The sequence below is a fragment of the Leclercia sp. G3L genome (assembly GCF_021117075.1).
Classification (GTDB): Bacteria; Pseudomonadota; Gammaproteobacteria; order Enterobacterales; family Enterobacteriaceae; genus Enterobacter; species Enterobacter adecarboxylatus_C.
In genome coordinates this window covers 76815-94559 of sequence record NZ_CP088263.1, presented here as the reverse complement: position 1 = coordinate 94559, position 17745 = coordinate 76815, and the positions used below count along the sequence as shown (strand labels likewise).

The following is a 17745-nucleotide window of genomic DNA, read 5'->3' as shown; positions in this document are numbered from 1 at the left end:
GAATCCGCCCACCTTGCCGGGCGCCGGTGCTGTGTGGAAATCCGCCCACCTTACCGGGCGCCGGTGCTGTGTGGAAATCCGCCCATCTTGCCGGGCGCCGGTGCCGTGTGGGAATCCGCCCACCTTGCCGGGCGCCGGTGCTGTGTGGAAATCCGCCCACCTTACCGGGCGCCGGTGCTGTGTGGAAATCCGCCCATCTTGCCGGGCGCCGGTGCCGTGTGGGAATCCGCCCACCTTACCGGGCGCCGGTGCTGTGTGGAAATCCGCCCATCTTCATGACAAAAATTTGTCAAATGACAGGCTCATGTGTGCTGATTTATGTCAGACGGGATTTTGCTTATCAATTATTGAGAACAGAAATTTTCCTGAATCATCAATACTATACTTAGCAAGTAAAGGTGTTTTCTCATTTATCTGCTTGAGTGCAGGATCAAGGAAAGATCGTTTCAACTCTGCCAAGTTCTTCTGCTGGGATTCCGGTAAGACGAAACGGTCATTTAACCAAGCATGAGTAGTAACCCATAAGCCTGAAGATTTGAATTGAGCAAGACTTTCATAAAGGCGGATCGTCCGGGGATTTCGAAGACTGCCACAATCGCGGAGCGAGTAGGTGGTGAACTGGTTGGTAATGACTCCAACTTACTGATAGTGTTTTATGTTCAGATAATGCCCGATGACTTTGTCATGCAGCGCCACCGATTTTGAGAACGACAGTGACTTCCTGCCCAGCCTTGCCAGATGCTGCCTCAGATTCTGGTTATGCCGCTCAATTCGCTGCGTATATCGCTTGCTGATAACGTGCAGTTCTCCCTTCAGGCGGGATTCATAAAGCGGCCAGCCATCCGTCATCCATACCACGACCTCAAAGGCCGACAGCAGGCCCGGAAGACGCTCCAGCGTGGCCAGAGTACGCTCACCAAAGACGCGTGCCACCACCGTCCTGCACATCCTGCCATAGGCGTAAAATAACCAGCGCTGACGTGATTTAGCCCCGACGTAGCCCCACTGTTCGTCCATTTCCGCGCAGACAATGACGTCACTGCCCGGTTGTATGCGTGAGGTTACCGACTGCGGTCTGAGTTTTTTAAGTGACGTAAAATCGTGTTGAGGCCAACGCCCATAATGCGGGCGGTTGCCCGGCATCCAACGCCATTCATGGCCATATCAATGATTTTCTGGTGCGTACCGGGCTGAGAGGCGGTGTAAGTGAACTGTAGCTGCCATGTTTTACGGCAGTGAGAGCAGAGATAGCGCTGATGTCCGGCAGTACTTTTACCGTTACGCACCACGCCTTCAGTAGCTGAGCAGGAGGGACAACTGATGGAGATGGAAGCCACTGGAGCACCTCAAAGACACCATCGTACACTAAATCAGTAAGTTGGCACCATTATCCGGCAGGCGATCTGGATTATCGTCACGCTGTTAAATATGTCGCGGTAGGGATACCCGTTACCGGATACCCCCCGCACAGATCCCGGCGTGCGCGATTTACGCACCGGGCTCCTGCCTCGGGTGTCTGGCGGTGAACCGCTCCACAGGCCATGGATGAAGAACCCGAACCCTTGGTAGCCATGCGGCTGCCAGTTTGTTTGCTTTCGTCCAGGTCGTATCATCCTTCTGGCTCCTGCGCCTGAGCGCCCGGCGCCAGAGGTTTGTTACGTGTGTCCTGAACTTCTGCATGGTGGGGAAGTTGCCCGGTACCGAGTGATAGTTCAGGTATCCCTGAACCACTCTCCTGAGCCATTTTCCCTGTTCGGGGATTGAGTAATGCCAGCGCCTTCGCAGACCGTCTTTGATGGCTTTCAGAGTTGCCGTCATCCGATCCCGGCGGGTCTTTCGTATCAGCATGAACCTGCCGTTGCGATCTTTCCCGCTGATGTGCGTGAACCCGAGGAAGTTGAACGTTTCTGGTTTGCCTTTTCCCCTGATGGCACGGTTTTCGGCAGCGAAGCGGCCGAACTCCATCAGACGGGTTTTCTCCGGGTGAACCGTGAGTCCGAACTCCCTCAGTCTGCGCTGCATGGCTATACGGAAGCGCCGGGCATCGTATCGTTTGTCGAACCCGATGACGATGTCATCGGCGTATCTGACCATTACCACATTGCCTGTGGCATAGCGACGTCGCCACTGATGCGCCCACAGATCGAAGACGTAGTGGAGGTATATGTTTGCCAGCAGCGGTGAGATGACCGCACCCTGTGGGGTGCCTTCCTCCGTTGCTCGCCATTGACCCTCCTCCAACGTCCCGGCTGTGAGCCACTTACGTATGAGCCTGATTACGCTCCGGTCGCCGATCCGATGCTCTGTGAACCTGATCAGCCATTCGTGGCTCACCCTGTCGAAGAACTGACTGATGTCGGCATCCAGTACCCAGTTTACGTTAGTGCGTACCAGCCCTGTGGCCAGTGCGTCCAGTGCATCGTGCTGGCTTCGCCCGGGTCTGAACCCGTATGAGAACCCCATAAAGTCGTTTTCATAGACTGCGTTCAGGATTTTCACCAGCGCATACTGGACGATCTTGTCCTCCAGCGAGGCGATGCCGAGCGGGCGTTGTTTTCCATCCGCTTTTGGGATGTAGTGACGCCTGCCGGGCTGCGCCCTGTAGCTGCCCTAATGTAGCCTCCGGTGCAGATCTGTTATGTTGTTCTTCATGTTTCCGGCGTAGTCCATCCACCTGATGCCATCCACTCCGGCGGCCGCTTTCCTGCTCAGGGAGAGGAATGCGGCTTCCAGTGCTTCGACTGTCAGCAGGTGGAACAATGCTGTAAACCGTTCTTTCTTCCGCTGCTTCGCAGCTTCCCGCACGCGTGACAGCCTCTGTGACATGCTTTCCCGGCTCTGTGTCCGGCGCATGTGTGGCTGTTCCGCGTTCCCCTTGGCCCCGCTCCTTCGCTCCACTGACTCCGCTCCTTTCGGGTTGTTCGCCTGCTTCGCCGCTACTATGAGCGAGTCCGACTTCTCCTCTCCGTACATCACCGGCTATGACTCCTCGTCTTCCCGGTGCGGGCCGTCTCCGACACTGGCAGATGGTCAGAGGGGAGATCTCCCGGTTCCCGCGTAGAGATCGTATTGACATGCCAGGGTCTCAGACCCCGCCGGGTCCATGTGGCACTCGCAGTATCGCACCCTATGATGTTGCCTTCCGTTAACAGTACAACGTCGGCACCCGGTAATTTAATATACATTTCGTGGCTCAATGGCTGGCCTGTCAACACCCCTGTCAACGCTTCGCCCCATACCTCGCGGTATGCAACGCATGACTCGGGGACCTTGTGGATTGCTGGTCCTTCAATGGTCGGGGACTTTCACCCCTTGATCTCTACCGGTCTCCCGGTGAACACTGTATGTATAACCAGTAAAATTAGAGTGTCAGGAGGAAAGATGAAACTACAACTTTTCAGCACCGGGAAAGAACTCCCGCCACAGGCCCATCCATTGTTTGCCGATCTGGCCAGCTGCGGTTTTCCCAGCCCTGCTGCTGACTATGTCGAGTCCGATCTGGATCTCCATGATTACTGCATACGGCATCCGAGCGCGACGTACTACCTGCGTGCCAGCGGAGACAGCATGGCCGACGGCAGTCTGTACAATGGCGATCTGCTGGTTGTGGACAGTGCTGAAAAGCCGCGGCACGGCGATATCGTTGTCGCCAGCATGCAGGGGGAGTTTACGGTGAAACGGCTTCTGCTGACGCCGCGACTGACGCTGCAGCCCATGAATGCCTCCTGGTCGCCGATTTATCCTGATCCCGACGAGCTGGATATCTTTGGCGTCGTCACGCATATCATCCACCGCCCGAGGGAGATGTACTGATGTTTGCCCTGGCCGATGTGAACAGCTTCTATGCCAGCTGTGAACGTGTTTTCCGCCCGGATTTGAAAGGAAAGCCGATAGTCGTCCTGAGCAACAACGACGGGAATGTAATCGCTCGCAGTGCCGAGGCGAAGCCCTGGATCAAAATGGAAACTCCGTGGTTTCAGATAAAAAACGAAAGATACCCGGAAAAAATATATGCGTTTTCAAGTAACTATGAACTTTATGCCTCGATGTTGGCGCGCGTGATGAACAGCCTGGAGGAACTGGCCCCCAGAGTGGAACAGTATTCAATTGATGAGATGTTCCTCGATTTGACCGGCGTGGAGCACTGTATGGAGCTTGAGGACTTCGGCCGGCAGCTGCGTCAGCACGTGTATGACTGTACCCACCTGACCATTGGCGTGGGCGCCGGACCAACGAAGACCCTCGCAAAATCAGCCCAGTGGGCCTCAAAAGAGTGGAAACAGTTTCGTGGCGTACTTGCTCTGACCAGGGGAAATCCGCAGAGAACGCGGAAACTGCTTTCACTGCAGCCGGTTGAAGAAATCTGGGGGGTGGGTAACCGTATTGCACGCAAGCTGAATGTACTGGGCATTAAGACCGCGCTCGATCTCGCCCTGACGAACCCGGCCTTCATCCGCAAAAATTTTTCTGTGGTCCTTGAGCGAACGGTACGGGAACTGAACGGGGAAAGCTGCCTTTCGCTTGAGGAAGCCCCTCCGACGAAACAGCAAATTGTCTGCAGCCGCAGTTTTGGCGTGAAGATCACGGAGTACGAGTCACTCCGTCAGGCTATCTGTCAGCACGCAGAGCGGGCCTCTGAAAAACTGCGTAAAGAGCACCAGTATTGCCGGCATATTTCCGTTTTCATCAAAACGTCTCCGTTCGCCATTAAAGAGCCTTACTACGGCAACGTGGCTACGGAAAAACTTCTTACACCCACTCAGGACACCAGGGACATCATTGCAGCCGCTACAACGGCTCTGGAGCGTATCTGGAGGGATGGGCACCGGTATGCCAAAGCCGGAGTTATGCTGAATGACTTCACCGGCTCCGGCGTTTCGCAGCTGCAGCTGTTCGACGAACGCCCGCCACGCCCTTACAGTGCTGAGCTGATGAAGGTTCTGGACGGGATCAACAACTCAGGGCTGGGTAAAGTATGGTTTGCGGGGCGGGGTATTGCCCCGGAATGGCAGATGAAACGGGAGATGCTTTCTCCTGCTTATACGACACGATGGTCAGATATTCCTTCAGCGAAACTGGCGTAAAACTTTGGCGATTTCACCTTGAAATTCTCAGCCTAAACTGCCTAATTACAATAAGTTAGATGTGAAATCGCCATGGCGAAATTATTGACTCAAATTTCTGTCAAGGACCTCGTTGATAGCCTTGTCCAGTTCATCCTGAATCACTTTTGACATACGGCTAAACTCATAAGTCAGCGTACGCCCTTTCACACGCTTACGCGCGAACTTGTCCTTTTCTTCAAAAGACCAGAGTGGGGAAACCACTGACTTTTCCTTGGGAGATGGATCTATCAATGCCTGAGATGCCTGAGAAATCAGCTTCAGTATACTGGCTTTCTGTTCGTCTTCTGGTCGCTCGCCTTCACTCAAAATTGCATCGAGCTGAGCTGATACAGACTGAATGAGTTCTTCAGGCGTTAATCCCTTTTCACTGAGTTTTTCATTAACTTCTAAAAGAAGTTTATAGTCACTAAACGATAGCTCCGACTGAACCGGGAACAGAGAAATCAAGTCTTGCGGTACGGCCGCCGCCTGCAGCGCCCTGGTAACTTTAGCTTGAGATAACCCCTCCAGTTCAGCAATTTCCTTTTGATTAAATCCGGACTCTTTAAGAGCGATCAATCTCAGGCCAATCTCCCGAAGATTATGTTCTTTAGCTGTCTGGATATCTTTAGCCAGTTGGCGAGCTTCATCAGCTGATAAATGCTCTTCGGTAACCATTACATCAAGGCCTGTACGGACAAAAATTGCTGAGGCTCGCCGTCTTGAACCATCCAGTATCTCAATCCTTTCACTTTGCTTAATACCAATACAGGGAAAGAACTGCTGAAACTTAATCGTCTGGATAATGGATTTCAGGGATTCCCTGGTCAGTGCAAGTTGATCTCTTCCGTTGTTTTCCTGGTTTACGAAGGTCTTACTTTCAACTTCAGATGCAGGCACCCGAACAAACCTGAACGTTACCTTCCTGCCGGTTTTTAAGGTAAATACCTGGCTTCTACCGGTGTCCGTCATTTCCGCAATTGACGCCTGGGTATTTAACTGTCTGCCGATGGTTTTTCTTTTCTCATTCGACATCACATACCTCCGTTAGTACGAATGAACTCGATGCGATCAAAGACTGCCTTCGCAAAGTCTTCCGCTGCTGATTTTGCGCTTTTTAGTGCCTCTGTACTTCCATCATAGGTTGCTGGATTTGCTGAAATAACTGTGTCAAAAGTCTCCCCACAACGTTCGAAACCATCCAGTCTTGGCAGAACCATGTCTAGCATATCGGCACCGAAAACCTCTTTGGCCTGACTATGGCAAATTTTGTGATCAGACTTGTTCAGGATCTTGGACATGAAGCCGACATTACCGATGAGATTGCAGGTGTGCCCATCCATTTCGATGGAATCTATGAGGGCAGGGAGGCTGGCCACAAACTTCAGGGAAGAATGAAAATCAACCGTCGCCGGTGGAAGAGGGGTCAACATCAGGTCTGCCGCCCCAATGCAGTTTTTCAGGAACGCATCAAGGTGAGGACCACTATCAAGGAAAATAAAGTCGTAGTCATGCTGGAGCTTGTCGATAATGTTCTCTTTAAGCACCGCATGAATATTTTTCCCTGGCAGATGTTCTTCACACAATCCCTTCCAGCCTTCAGCAAGGAATGCATCGTCAATGGAAGCGGGGATTACATCAACACCAGGGATAATAGACGGTACTATAAAATCGGAAAGTAATTCTTCACGAGACACGTTCTGGAGCATGGCCTGAGCAGCCGTATTTTCAACCAAGCCCACTGAATTCTCATGGCTCAGGAACATTGTCAGAGATGCCTGCGGATCGAAATCGATGGCCAGAATACGCAGGTCTTCGAACAGAAGCTGAGGATGAGCTCGAAAAGCATGTGATAATGAAGCGGTAGAAACTGTCTTGGAACCACCACCTTTAAGATTACATACAAAAATCGTAAAGGCTTTATCGAAGCGATCCCTGTACTTCGGTACTTTACGATGGTTATACAGATCGATGACATTCTGAATCGTCATCGCGTATTTCATCGTATTACCAGAAGGTTTCTTTTTAAAAATGTAGCCACCGGCTTCCATTTCGGACACAGCATACTCAACACTGCCTTTACTGAGCTTAGGCAGCTTATACAGAGCGGCTTTGCTGTATTCCTGATAGAACTCGGTAAGCTTCAATTCCTCTTTTTGCTGTCGGATACTTTCGCTCAAAGATGTCAGAAGCTTACCTGCACGTGTAGCGACTTTCCGTAACTGCTCAATATTGTCCATTTATCACCTCATGACGTTTTTTGTCATTTTGAACAAAAAGTGTCATGTTGCAAGAAAAAAATCATATTGTTTTGATTTCGCTCTCAACAGAAGGGGGATGAAGCTCGACGGGCGTGCTACTAAATCACACTGCAGCAACACGCAGACGCACTTTTGACCATCAACAGCAACTCATACAAAAGGGCTTTGAGAAAGGTATTCAACTTGCAAGACAGGAGAGTCATTCAGAAGGATTCTGATTTTAGTTACGACCAGTGCAATGCTGAGCCTTATGTATCAGCGCTCGCCGCAGCCATGTAACCGAGCGTAGCGAGCGAACTGGCGAGGAAGCGAAGAGGAACCGTTCCGGCAGATAGCTCTTACGCTCAGCACAAGAAGAGTTTTCCATCCTCTGTGGGAAACAGGTCAACTTTAATGGACGCTCCGGACTATGGGAAACAGGTCAACTTCGCGGACGGCCCGGACTATGGGAAACAGGTCAACTTCACGGGCGGCCGGGAGTGTGGGGAACAGGTCAACTTCGCGGACGGCCCGGATTATGGGAAACAGGTCAACTTCGCGGGCGGCCGGGACTGTGGGAAACAGGTCAACTTTGCAGACGGCCCGGACTGTGGGAAACAGGTCAACTTCGCGGGCGGCCGGGAGTGTGGGGAACAGGTCAACTTCGCGGACGGCCCGGACTAAGGGAAACAGGTCAGCTTCTCGGACGGCCCGGACTATGGGAAACAGGTCAACTTCTCGGACGGTCGGGAGTGTGGGAAACAGGTCAAGTTAGGCAAGCACTATGGGAAACACAGCAAGTTCAGTATCCCCCCATATGTCAGCAACAAACTAAGGGGGGAGGAAATAAAAATTACAGACTATTGTTTTTTATCAAGAAAATTAAACAGCAAGCGACCATCTTCTTCAGTGGTATATGTTACCTTTAATGGCGTCTTCTCATTAATTTTCTTCAGAGCAGGTTCCAGGAAGGTACGCTTCATTTCAGCAATATTGTTTTTCTGCGAGGCAGGGAGCATAAACCTTTCACATAACCAGTCATGTGTGGTGATCCAGACACCAGTGCTCCGGAACTGACACAGGCTTTCATAAAGCCGGATGACACGAACACTATTAAGCTGGCCACAGTCATAGAGAGAATAGGTAGTGAACTGGGAGGTTAAGCCGACCAGGAATGGCATGACCTTGTAGTTAAATTCAATCTGCCAGGAACCCCGGCCTCGCTTCATTCCTGCTTCAGCCAGCCACGGACGTTTAACTTCTTCAAACTCACCTTCTTTTGGATAAAAGGTAACCGTTGATTCGCCCAGAGCATTTACCCCAGCCTTCACATCACGACTGGCGACAGACGTAGCGACATTGAAGTATTTGACGTAATCGGAAACGCTGATTTTGAAGAGCGGCAATACGTCAGAGTCATCTTCCTGGCTGTCATTAAAATAGGCCTGCATGAGGCATAACCACAGCACACGTTTTGCCTGAAGAGGCAGGTAATATGCAGCTTCGGTCAATTCGTTAGATTGCTTTATACTGGCGCGTTTTTTAAACGTTTTAGTAGCTGGCAAGAGTGCTTGAGTATCCATTTCAATGCCTATGGGTAAATTTTTACCCACCCATAATGACAGTGAAAACAGAAATTGCAAGCTATCGCGATACTTATCCACCGGAAAAATCTGCACTTTATCCACAAGTGGATAATTGAGAACTGAACTTGACCTCTTTCCCATAGCTTGTTGATGCGTATCCCATAGCTTGTTGACACAAAACCCACTGATACGTGATTAATTTCCCATATTATGTTTACCAGTTGCCCATACAGGCCCCCTCTCAGGCCGCACTGTACGCGGCTTTCAGGCTCCCTAAAAGATGTAAAATAAAGAAAAAGAATAAAAAAGTACTTTATAAAAATATGCCCGTGGATAAGTGGATAACCCCGAGGGGAGGTGATTTTTCAGGCATTGAGCGTAAGCAGAATTTATAAGTTTTGTTCCCTGGTGCTTCCTCGCTCACTCGGGGCTTCGCCCTGTCGCTCGACTGCGGCGAGCACTGCTGGCTCGATCATATCCGTGGCCGGAAGATACTACTCCTCCCCCGAGTCGCTCTCCAGAGCCGGCTACAGCGAGACAACCCGCACGAAGATTTCTATCGTCCCTGCAGACATATTCGAATCGTTTTTATTAACCCTGGCTTCCGTCGTGACAGAACACTACGTCCTGTAAAAGGGGGACTAAGGCCCCTGAATCACACACCTGAATAATGCGGAGTTTTACGATAATGTCATTGCTGGAAACTTTCCTGACCGCTTCTCAGGGGGCAACAATCCTGTTCCTTGCCATGCTGATCTACTGGCAAAAGCGATAAATCCAAGCGGGCTGGCCTTTGGCCAGCTTCGCTGTATAAGGGGAAAAATGCGGCATATCCAGACATTTCACTAGGCAATTTGAATTCAGATATCTATGCTTGGGATCCGGTCAACAGGAGGTAACAAGATGAAACTTGAAACTATACAGATAGATAATACCGTAAGGAGTGGTCTTAATTCTTTCACTGACGGGGTGATTATTCGTGATACAAAGGTATTGATCACGCTCAATCTCCCGGATGGACAGAAAACCACTATTGAGGGGGAATGGCGGCATATGTCGGACGCCAACAGGTTGTCAGAACGTATTACGATGCTTCAGCATGCGATCTATGAGCAGTATGAGGAATACAGAGCAGATATTCCCGTCAGCTGGTCCAGATAACGTCTGACAGACCTCCCCGGCGAGCAGGACGTTCGCCAGCATCATTCTCCTAAGTACTTAAATATTCCCTTTCAGCATGGCTACCGCATCCGCTTCGGGCATCTGAAACTGAACTCGATGCCGCGCAGCAACATCAAGTGCGAACACCTTCGTATAGACTTCCGTCGAGCTAATCGATTTGTGGCCCATCAGGCTCTGCAAAACCTTCAGTGGTATGCCGGCATACAGCATATGCATCGCGTAGGAGTGGCGGAACGTATGCGGGGTGACCGGCACCGAGAATGTCACCCCGTCGACGGCGGCCGCTTCAACCGCTTCGCCAATCCAGGTCCGTACTGTCCGGTCGGTGATGTCCCAGATGCGGGCTTTCTCTGTTCTGCCGGTACGCTTGTTGCGTCTTTCCAGCGGAATTTTCAGGGTGGCCACCATCATCTGCAGCTGGCTGACGTAGTGGTGATCGGAAAGCGGAACCAGACGATGAGCCTGGCTACCGGCGGGAGCTCGGCCGGCTGTCCTGGCCGCTTTTTCGGTGCGCTGCTTAAGCGTGGCCAGCTGCACGAACGGATACGGTGGCACCAGCGAAAAATCCCCCCGGGTCAGCGCCAGCGCCTCGTTGATACGTGCGCCGGTGTTCCAGAGGGTTGCCAGCAGCATCTTGCGGTGCAAATCGGGCACATAATGGAGCAGGGCGCTGACTTCCGGTGCCAGCAGGTATTTCGGTAGTTCATCTTGAACGAGCGCCATCTGGCGCAGGGCCAGCGCGGCGGGATAGTCAATGGCCACCGGCATTTGCGCCGGCTGCTGCGGGTGAGAATATGATAAGAGGCCGCTCATTGGTTTGACATTCCATCAGGTATCACTAATTGATTCCACTCCCTGTTGCGGGTAGCTTCAGCAGCGCGCAGGGCTCTTTCGCGCCTCCAGACTTTACGAAACACGGAAACTGCAGACCATTCATCATGACCTGTAAGACGTGTTTCGGGCATCCCGGTTGCCTTGCGCAGACGGACGGCAAGAATGACAGCGTTGATGCCCAAGCGCGTGAACTGATACTGCCGTTCCCTGAAATAGTCCTTATGCCAAGGAGGGTCGGAGTATTCGGCGGCATATGCAATTGCCCTGTGGGCCTCATCCTGGAGCACCGGCAGTTCACGGATGCGATACATAAGACGTGGCTCTAAAGTCCGCCAGTCACCGGAGACATCGATCAGATTCAGTTCAGGGTAATTCGTGACAGCTTTTCTCTCAGGCTGGGGGGCATCATCATCCTGGCCGTCATCCGTGACAACCCGGAAACAACCCTCAGCATACCGTTCAAGCATGAATACCAACTCGGTGGCAATGTAATGCAGTTCCTTTTTCATTTTATCTTCTGACGCCTGTCTCTCACGCTTAAGCGTGAAATAATGTGTCAGCCAGATGCCAGTGAGTGTTATACCCCCAGTAAGCAGGCCAGTGATAAGCCCGGTTGCCACGTTTCCCCAGATCCCCGCCCCTTGATTAATCAGCTGTACGGAAACCGGATGGGATGTCGCAGCAACTATACTCTCAGTTGCGGCCTGTATATCAGTCATTGATCATTTACCCCTTTATATTCCTGAGAAATCCCGCCCTCTGTCCGTAGTCAGCGGCCGGCAGCCAGCTCTTCAGCCAGTTTCACAAACCTTTTGTGCTCAGTCTGCAGGTAATGGCTGTAAATCCGGGCATCACGTTCTGTCAGTCCGGATGGATTGCCGGTGAAGTAACGTTGCAGCACCGCAATACAGTGATTGTAGGTATCGAGATCATATTCCCAGTTTCCCAGCTCACCGGCCGCATCCAGTTCCTGGCGAAACTGCTCGTATTTACGGAGCAGAATGCCAAGACCTAATTCTGTTGCAGCATAAAGATTATTTTCTCCTGGCGCGGAAATCGCATTACGGATTTTTTCAAAAGCATAACTGAAATCATTTCTCTCATTGAATGCAGTAAACATGTCCTTTCCTCAGTTGAATAGTTAGCCGTGCAATTTTACCACACCTCAATCATCGTCAGATGAGTGCCACTCTGTCGCGACAGTGACTTTCACGAGAGTGATTTTCACATACTAAAATAATAAGCAGCCATATAACAACGTAATTAAATTACCTGACGGCCGCTCTGGCCGGATCCGACTTTTATGTTATTCCACAGTTTCCGGAAGTGTACCACGCACACGGAATAACCACAGCGCCCTTTCAGGGTGGTGAGCGGCCGGTCACGGGGCAGGGGAGGGGCACAACATATATGGTCACTGACAGCTGGAAACACCGCTACATCTTGTGTTTCCGGGCCGCTGCGCGCCGGCGGGGCTGAATCAGATCCGGAACTTACTTTTTTCGGATCTACGCGGAAAAAGAGAGAAACCCGTATAGGCTCAACATACCCATATGTAAGGCATCTGCATAGGTAAGACATACGCATATACTTACCATCTGCATATGCATCCCCTATACATATGCACTACATCTGCCTATACTGAACATATGCACACACCCGGTGCAATGAACCCCATTCCGGATATGCGCCACATATCCACACTTACCCGGGAGAGAATCATGAGAACCGTATCCATTTTTAAAAATGGCAACAACCGCGCCATCCGTCTGCCCCGCGATCTGGATTTTGAGGGGGTAAGCGAGCTGGAGATCGTCCGGGAAGGAGACAGCATCATCCTGCGTCCCGTCCGGCCGACCTGGGGCTCGTTCGCGCAGATGGAAAAAGCAGACCCGGACTTTATGGCAGAGCGTGAGGACGTTATCAGCGACGAAGGACGTTTTGAACTGTGAAGAAGACCTATATGCTCGACACCGGGATCTGCGCGCTTATCCTGCGCGAACAGCCGGCAGCTTTACTTAAGCGCCTGGAGCAGGCGGTCCTGGACGGCGATCGGATTGTGGTTTCCGCCATCACCTGGGCCGAAATTTCTCTGGCCGCCCGGGCGTCAGGCCCTGCCACTCAGCAGCTGGCGGATGCCTTTGCCGCCCGGCTCGATGCCATCCTGCCCTGGGACCGCGCCGCAGTGGACGCCACCACGGACGTTAAGGTGGCGCTGCGCCTCGCCGGGACGCCGATCGGCCTTAACGACACGGCGATTGCGGGGCATGCCATTGCCGCCGGCGCCGTCCTGGTGACGGGGAAGGGGGGAGAGTTTGAGCGGGTGCCGGGCCTGACGCTGGAAGAATGCCTTAGCTGACGGCAGAAAGAACAATGAATGTCCGCTTTGTGCCAGAAGCGGACTTTGCTGACATCGGAACTTACTAATCTACGCAGAGCAAGTTAACACAGTGGGTCCGCGTCTGAATTCAGGGTATATTCGATTGATTAAGCAGGTAGTTAAAGTTAGTAAACGAGTCTAATTTTTTGTTACAGGAGCTTTTCAATGGACATCGAGCGGCTACAAATCGAAGGTGGTTTTTTGGATGGTTTGGATCTCAAATTCTCCAAAGGTCTTAATGTGATCATTGGCGCTAGGGGGACTGGAAAAACTTCAGTAATAGAGTTAATCAGGTATGCTCTAGCAGCTCGTAGCCACACTACCGAGGCAAAAAACCGCTCATTCGACCATGCCAGAGCGATACTGGATGGGGGAGAGGTGACTGTCGTGCTAAATGATCTGGTGGATGATATCACCATTTCACGCACAGCTGACGACGACAAACCACGGTCTACTGCTAGTTTCGTTGCGCCAATAGTTTTGTCTCAAACTGAAGTCGAGACTCTGGGGCTTAGTGATGCTGGTCGCTTGTCATTGATTGATGGATTTATCCATGGTCGAAACATTATGTCTGCGACAGAAGCTGAGGTGATTAGTTCTCTAAAGAGCATTTATAAAGAAATTTTAGCCATGGAGGCGGAGATTGCTTCACTGTCTGAGGAGGTTAGTAAAGTTCCGAACCTTAGATCACAGTTGCTTGATTTTGAACGACAGCTTCGGGACCTTCAGGGAAATTCAGATGAGGTAGCCATAAAACAATATGAGTTATCACTGCTCACAGAAGAACTTGCTACAGCCTCTGCTCGCGAGGATATCATCGCGAGATTCGGAAAACATGCTTCCGAATGGGGAATGACCTTAGATAATTTGCTTCTTGAAAACTATGGTCCAGATGCTTGGAATGGTGAGCCAGAAAATGATCCGGTTGCGGATCTTCGCGGGTCTTATGACTTTGCTATTTCAAGAATTGCTGAGGTATCGAAAAGTTTTCAACAAATTGAGCATATTTGTAAGCAACGGCAGGAAGAGATAACTACTCAAAATCTCGAAGTCGAGCGTAAATCTCGGGTATTGCGCCTTGAACTTGATAAGGTCTCCGAAGGTACCGGAGCGTTAAGCCGCAATATTTCTTTAATTAAATCACAATTATCTCAAATAAATATCCGCCAAAGCCTCTTGGATGAAAGAGGTAGAAGACTAGACGCGCTACGCAAACGACGTGATGAGACTGCAAATGAGCTTGAAGATATTCGCCTTAAACGCTACACCCTCCGGAGTGAAGTAACAGAGAAGATCAATTTGGCCCTTACACCTTATATTAAAGTTGATATTGCGCAATTTTCACAGTTAAGTGAGTATTCCAAAGCCTTAACTGATGCGCTCAAAGGAAGTGGTATAAAGTATAATGACTTGGCCTTAAAGATTTCAGAAAATATTAGTCCCCGTGAATTAGTGGCGATCGTAGATAAGGCTGATTTCGAAGAGTTGGCAGACCTTGTGAGTATACCTAAAGAGCGGGCTGCTCGGGTACTAGCACAGCTTCGTGACTTTGGGCTTGCAGATATATTAACCTGCGACATTGAAGATGATGTAAATATGTATCTTCTTGATGGTGTCGACTATAAAGAAGTTTCAACACTCTCTGCTGGACAGCGCTGCACAGTAATACTATCTATAGTTTTACAGCACTCTGAAAGAGTACTGATAATTGATCAACCTGAAGACCACTTAGATAATGCATTTGTGGCTAATACAATAATAAAAACGTTAAATGCCCGTAAAGGAATCGGACAAATAATTTTGTCTACTCATAATGCCAATATTCCGGTTTTGGGAGAAGCGGACTTGATAATTGAGTTGACTTCTGATGGAAGAAATGGATTTGTACAGGTAAATAAACCTCTCAATCACCCTCAAGCCGTAAACGCTATCACAAACGTGATGGAGGGTGGTTCCATTGCGTTTGCTACCAGAGCAAAGTTTTACGAAGATAATTCGCTGTGATGGATCGTGAACAAGCAACTACTTCACTCATGAGCTCATCAGTAGATGAACGACTCGAGGCAGCACGCTTTTTCACCAATGCTGCGGAGCCAACTGATGCGACTATGTTGATGCTAGCACTTTCGAAAGAAAATGCTAGATGGGTAAAAAGAGCGCTTGAGCGCGCTATTGAAAGATTACAGGTTGGGCCACCTAAAAAAGAGATTAGTGAAGCTAGCACAGAAGAATACGTTATGGATACCAATTCGGATCGGCTTCTTAAAGATCTCCGAGCGCAGGCTGTAGACGAAGTTTCCAGAACAATTCTGCATGAGTTTTCTCCGCTCATAGGGTCTCTGCGTCTAGTCGCAGCAATGGAGTTCGACGCTTATGAAACCTCAAAAACCAAACATTGTGTAGAACGTTTGAGTGGCCTGCTAGACGCTGTCGGAAAGTTAAAAAAAGCGGCAGCTACTCCATCGTTTAATGAATTCGATCTCTCAGAGCTTATCACGGAATGTATTGAATCCCTGAACATTAGCCATGAAAACATAGTGTTACGTGTTGCTGGTATCAAACCTTATATGGTCCAGGCGGATCGGGATTCGTTAGGTTTGGCTATAGATAATGGAATCCGGAATGCAGTCGAAGCAGTTAGGGAATTTTCAAGGCTCAACCCAGCAGAAATTTTAATAAACTGGGGTCCTGCTGGAGCTGAGAATTGGCTTGTCATTCTTGATTGCGGCCCAGGATTTTCGGGAAACCCTGAGGAAGCGTTGAAGCTTGGAGCATCAAATAAGGATGGGCATTTCGGTTATGGGCTAGCTACTGCACAGCTATCAATGCGCTCTATGGAAGGGGACGTTTACGTCTCAAACAAAGCCGAAGGTGGAGCACGTTTCGAATTAAGATGGTATAGGGATTATGCAAATATTATTCGTTGAAGATAACTCATCTTACGCTGACACACTTGTTTCTGCTGTAAAAGACAAGTTTCCTGAGATAGCTTGGGTCGTTGTCGATAACTCCAGTTCAGCAGAAGCTCTTTTAGATAAAAATTATTACGATCTTATTATTCTCGATCTTTGCCTGCCAAGCGTACCGTCCGGGCTTGAGAAGGTCGTAGAAAATGGGCAACAGCTTTTTTACTCTGTGCAACGATTAATGCCGGGTACCCCTATTTATATTCTCACTGGTTCCGAACTGGATAGTTTTGCTACGAGCCTTTTAAGACACGGAGAAAAGATAAAACTCTGGGGGGCGGTAAGAGAATTCTCTACCGTTCTATACTTTAGAAAAGATGAAACCCTAGAGCTGATGAAGGAATTGTCAGAAGTTTATAAAGAGGTATTATCCGTAAATGCTACAGCTATAAATACCCGAGGTAAAAAGATAGCTTTCGGAAGAGGGCAAGAGCGAGCACTGCAAAGCTTTGTAAGAAGCATGGGTGGATTTGATGGGGTCTACTATCCATTGAGTGGGCTATCTGGATCGTTGGTCGGCAGAATCGAAGTGCGCGATGATCGTTTAAATGTAATAGGTGTATTCGTAGCCAAACTGGGATTGTCATCAAAGATCCAAAAAGAAAATGAGTCATATGCGCGGCACGTTAGACTTATGCCTATGAATACATTTACACCTTTATTACTTAGTATGGACAAGGGGCTTAGAGAGTATAGCGCAATCTTCTATACTCTCGCTGAGGGTTATACAGACACCTTATTTCAGGTTGTCCGGAATGATCCATGTAAGGCTGTAGATGTGATTAAAAAGGTTCGCAGTAGCATGGATCGTTGGTCTACTGCGCGAAAAGTGTCAAGAGTTAAAATCGGTGAAATTAGAAGGGCTAAATTAGATGATGCTGATTTTAATAAACTAGCGACTCAGTATGATATCGAAGATATAAAAGGTATTGAGGAGATTTACGTGAATATTTTCGAATCGTGCATTCACGGAGACCTGCATGGTGGTAATGTTCTTGTTAATCAGACTGGAACTCCAATCCTAATTGATTTTGGTGATGTCGGTTTAAAGTACACAGGCCTCGACCCAATAACCTTAGAGATGAGCCTTATTTTCCATCCTGACTGTGTAGTATCAGAAATTTCTCATGAGATACGTCCCTTCATAAAAAATTGGCCGAACATTGATCAGTATTGCCAAGAGAATCCTTTTAAAGAGGTGATTAAGTACTGTCGAGACTGGGCTTATGACATAAGTGGTGACGATAAATCTGTTCTAGCTGCTGGCTACGCATTCGCATTGAGGCAGTTGAAATATGACACAGTTAGCGCTGATGAGACTATTGTGCTTGTAAAACGAATTGTTGACGCTATCCAAACGGGGAGCTGAGCCGGATATGAAACATTCATAAAAATTCGATTGCGTTAAATTTTAGGTATTCATCGCCTTCGTATATTCGTGACTTTGAAAAC

Annotated in this window: 17 protein-coding genes and 3 pseudogenes; 10 read left to right on the top strand and 10 right to left on the bottom strand. The window is 49.5% G+C overall.

Annotated elements, in window-relative coordinates; all coding sequences use genetic code 11:
* Positions 1-321: 321 nt before the first annotated feature.
* The 3 genes and pseudogenes from LRS40_RS00515 to ltrA form a co-directional block, all read right to left on the bottom strand.
* Positions 322-630: pseudogene (locus LRS40_RS00515) on the bottom strand (replication initiation protein); the annotation flags it as partial.
* Between the two features lie 9 nt (positions 631-639).
* A protein-coding gene (locus LRS40_RS00510; RefSeq protein ID WP_223229472.1) for an IS1-like element IS1X3 family transposase occupies positions 640-1337 on the bottom strand; the annotation gives its coding sequence in 2 pieces (ribosomal slippage) (positions 640-1088 and positions 1088-1337; 699 coding nt in all).
* A gap of 151 nt (positions 1338-1488) precedes the next feature.
* Positions 1489-2976 (bottom strand): annotated as a pseudogene (gene ltrA / locus LRS40_RS00505) (group II intron reverse transcriptase/maturase).
* A gap of 405 nt (positions 2977-3381) precedes the next feature.
* On the opposite strand from ltrA, the gene umuD reads away from it, so the two are divergent.
* Together umuD and LRS40_RS00495 are read left to right on the top strand one after the other, a co-directional pair.
* The gene (gene umuD / locus LRS40_RS00500; RefSeq protein WP_000776034.1) at positions 3382-3813 is read left to right on the top strand and encodes a translesion error-prone DNA polymerase V autoproteolytic subunit; all 432 of its coding nucleotides are present in this window, start codon (positions 3382-3384) and stop codon (positions 3811-3813) included.
* Positions 3813-5084, top strand: coding sequence for a Y-family DNA polymerase (locus LRS40_RS00495; protein WP_001754953.1), 1272 nt, complete (start codon positions 3813-3815; stop codon positions 5082-5084). The genes umuD and LRS40_RS00495 overlap by 1 nt, the downstream gene beginning before the upstream one ends.
* 81 nt (positions 5085-5165) lie before the next feature.
* Here LRS40_RS00495 and LRS40_RS00490 read toward each other — a convergent pair whose 3' ends face one another.
* Together LRS40_RS00490 and LRS40_RS00485 are read right to left on the bottom strand one after the other, a co-directional pair.
* Positions 5166-6140 carry a ParB family protein gene (locus LRS40_RS00490; protein ID WP_000064119.1) on the bottom strand — a complete coding sequence of 325 codons (975 nt, stop codon included), beginning with the start codon at positions 6138-6140 and terminating at the stop codon, positions 5166-5168.
* Entirely contained in the window at positions 6140-7345 is a 1206-nt protein-coding gene (locus tag LRS40_RS00485; RefSeq protein WP_000368714.1) for an AAA family ATPase, read from the bottom strand. The genes LRS40_RS00490 and LRS40_RS00485 overlap by 1 nt, the downstream gene beginning before the upstream one ends.
* Before the next feature lie 414 nt (positions 7346-7759).
* On the opposite strand from LRS40_RS00485, the gene LRS40_RS00480 reads away from it, so the two are divergent.
* A complete protein-coding gene (locus LRS40_RS00480) occupies positions 7760-8029 on the top strand; it encodes a hypothetical protein (RefSeq protein ID WP_000339857.1) in 270 nt (89 codons plus the stop codon).
* Positions 8030-8205: 176 nt separating this feature from the next.
* On the opposite strand, the gene LRS40_RS00475 is transcribed toward LRS40_RS00480, so the two are convergent.
* Positions 8206-9072 carry a replication initiation protein gene (locus tag LRS40_RS00475; RefSeq protein ID WP_004118283.1) on the bottom strand — a complete coding sequence of 289 codons (867 nt, stop codon included), beginning with the start codon at positions 9070-9072 and terminating at the stop codon, positions 8206-8208.
* 529 nt (positions 9073-9601) lie between these two features.
* Here LRS40_RS00475 and LRS40_RS00470 point away from each other — a divergent pair.
* Entirely contained in the window at positions 9602-9706 is a 105-nt protein-coding gene (locus tag LRS40_RS00470) for a hypothetical protein (RefSeq protein ID WP_032409716.1), read from the top strand.
* A gap of 128 nt (positions 9707-9834) precedes the next feature.
* Positions 9835-10092, top strand: coding sequence for a hypothetical protein (locus tag LRS40_RS00465; protein ID WP_000764642.1), 258 nt, complete (start codon positions 9835-9837; stop codon positions 10090-10092).
* 57 nt (positions 10093-10149) lie between these two features.
* On the opposite strand, the gene LRS40_RS00460 is transcribed toward LRS40_RS00465, so the two are convergent.
* The 4 genes and pseudogenes from LRS40_RS00460 to LRS40_RS24730 all read right to left on the bottom strand — a co-directional run bounded on the left by LRS40_RS00460 (position 10150) and on the right by LRS40_RS24730 (position 12712).
* Complete coding sequence (locus LRS40_RS00460; RefSeq protein ID WP_000015958.1) at positions 10150-10926, bottom strand: site-specific integrase; 777 nt, start codon at positions 10924-10926, stop codon at positions 10150-10152.
* Positions 10923-11666 (bottom strand): hypothetical protein, encoded by a 744-nt coding sequence (locus LRS40_RS00455; RefSeq protein WP_000129823.1) that lies wholly within the window; start codon positions 11664-11666, stop codon positions 10923-10925. Before LRS40_RS00455 ends, LRS40_RS00460 begins: the two co-directional genes overlap by 4 nt.
* Before the next feature lie 50 nt (positions 11667-11716).
* Positions 11717-12067: a hypothetical protein gene (locus tag LRS40_RS00450; protein WP_000493378.1), complete on the bottom strand. Its 351-nt coding sequence runs from the start codon at positions 12065-12067 to the stop codon at positions 11717-11719.
* Positions 12068-12210: 143 nt separating this feature from the next.
* Positions 12211-12712 (bottom strand): annotated as a pseudogene (locus LRS40_RS24730) (hypothetical protein).
* On the opposite strand from LRS40_RS24730, the gene vapB reads away from it, so the two are divergent.
* From vapB to LRS40_RS00425, 5 genes are all read left to right on the top strand, one after another.
* Positions 12669-12899, top strand: a complete 231-nt coding sequence (vapB, locus tag LRS40_RS00445) for a type II toxin-antitoxin system VapB family antitoxin (protein WP_231311751.1) — start codon at positions 12669-12671, stop codon at positions 12897-12899. The pseudogene LRS40_RS24730 and the gene vapB sit on opposite strands and share 44 nt — an antisense overlap.
* On the top strand, positions 12896-13306 hold the full coding sequence (locus LRS40_RS00440) for a type II toxin-antitoxin system VapC family toxin (protein ID WP_231311750.1): 411 nt from the start codon (positions 12896-12898) through the stop codon (positions 13304-13306). The genes vapB and LRS40_RS00440 overlap by 4 nt, the downstream gene beginning before the upstream one ends.
* A gap of 186 nt (positions 13307-13492) precedes the next feature.
* The gene (locus LRS40_RS00435; protein WP_231311749.1) at positions 13493-15331 is read left to right on the top strand and encodes an AAA family ATPase; all 1839 of its coding nucleotides are present in this window, start codon (positions 13493-13495) and stop codon (positions 15329-15331) included.
* Positions 15331-16254, top strand: a complete 924-nt coding sequence (locus LRS40_RS00430) for an ATP-binding protein (protein ID WP_333022934.1) — start codon at positions 15331-15333, stop codon at positions 16252-16254. The genes LRS40_RS00435 and LRS40_RS00430 overlap by 1 nt, the downstream gene beginning before the upstream one ends.
* The gene (locus tag LRS40_RS00425) at positions 16235-17662 is read left to right on the top strand and encodes a phosphotransferase (protein ID WP_231311747.1); all 1428 of its coding nucleotides are present in this window, start codon (positions 16235-16237) and stop codon (positions 17660-17662) included. The genes LRS40_RS00430 and LRS40_RS00425 overlap by 20 nt, the downstream gene beginning before the upstream one ends.
* The last annotated feature ends 83 nt before the right edge of the window (positions 17663-17745 follow it).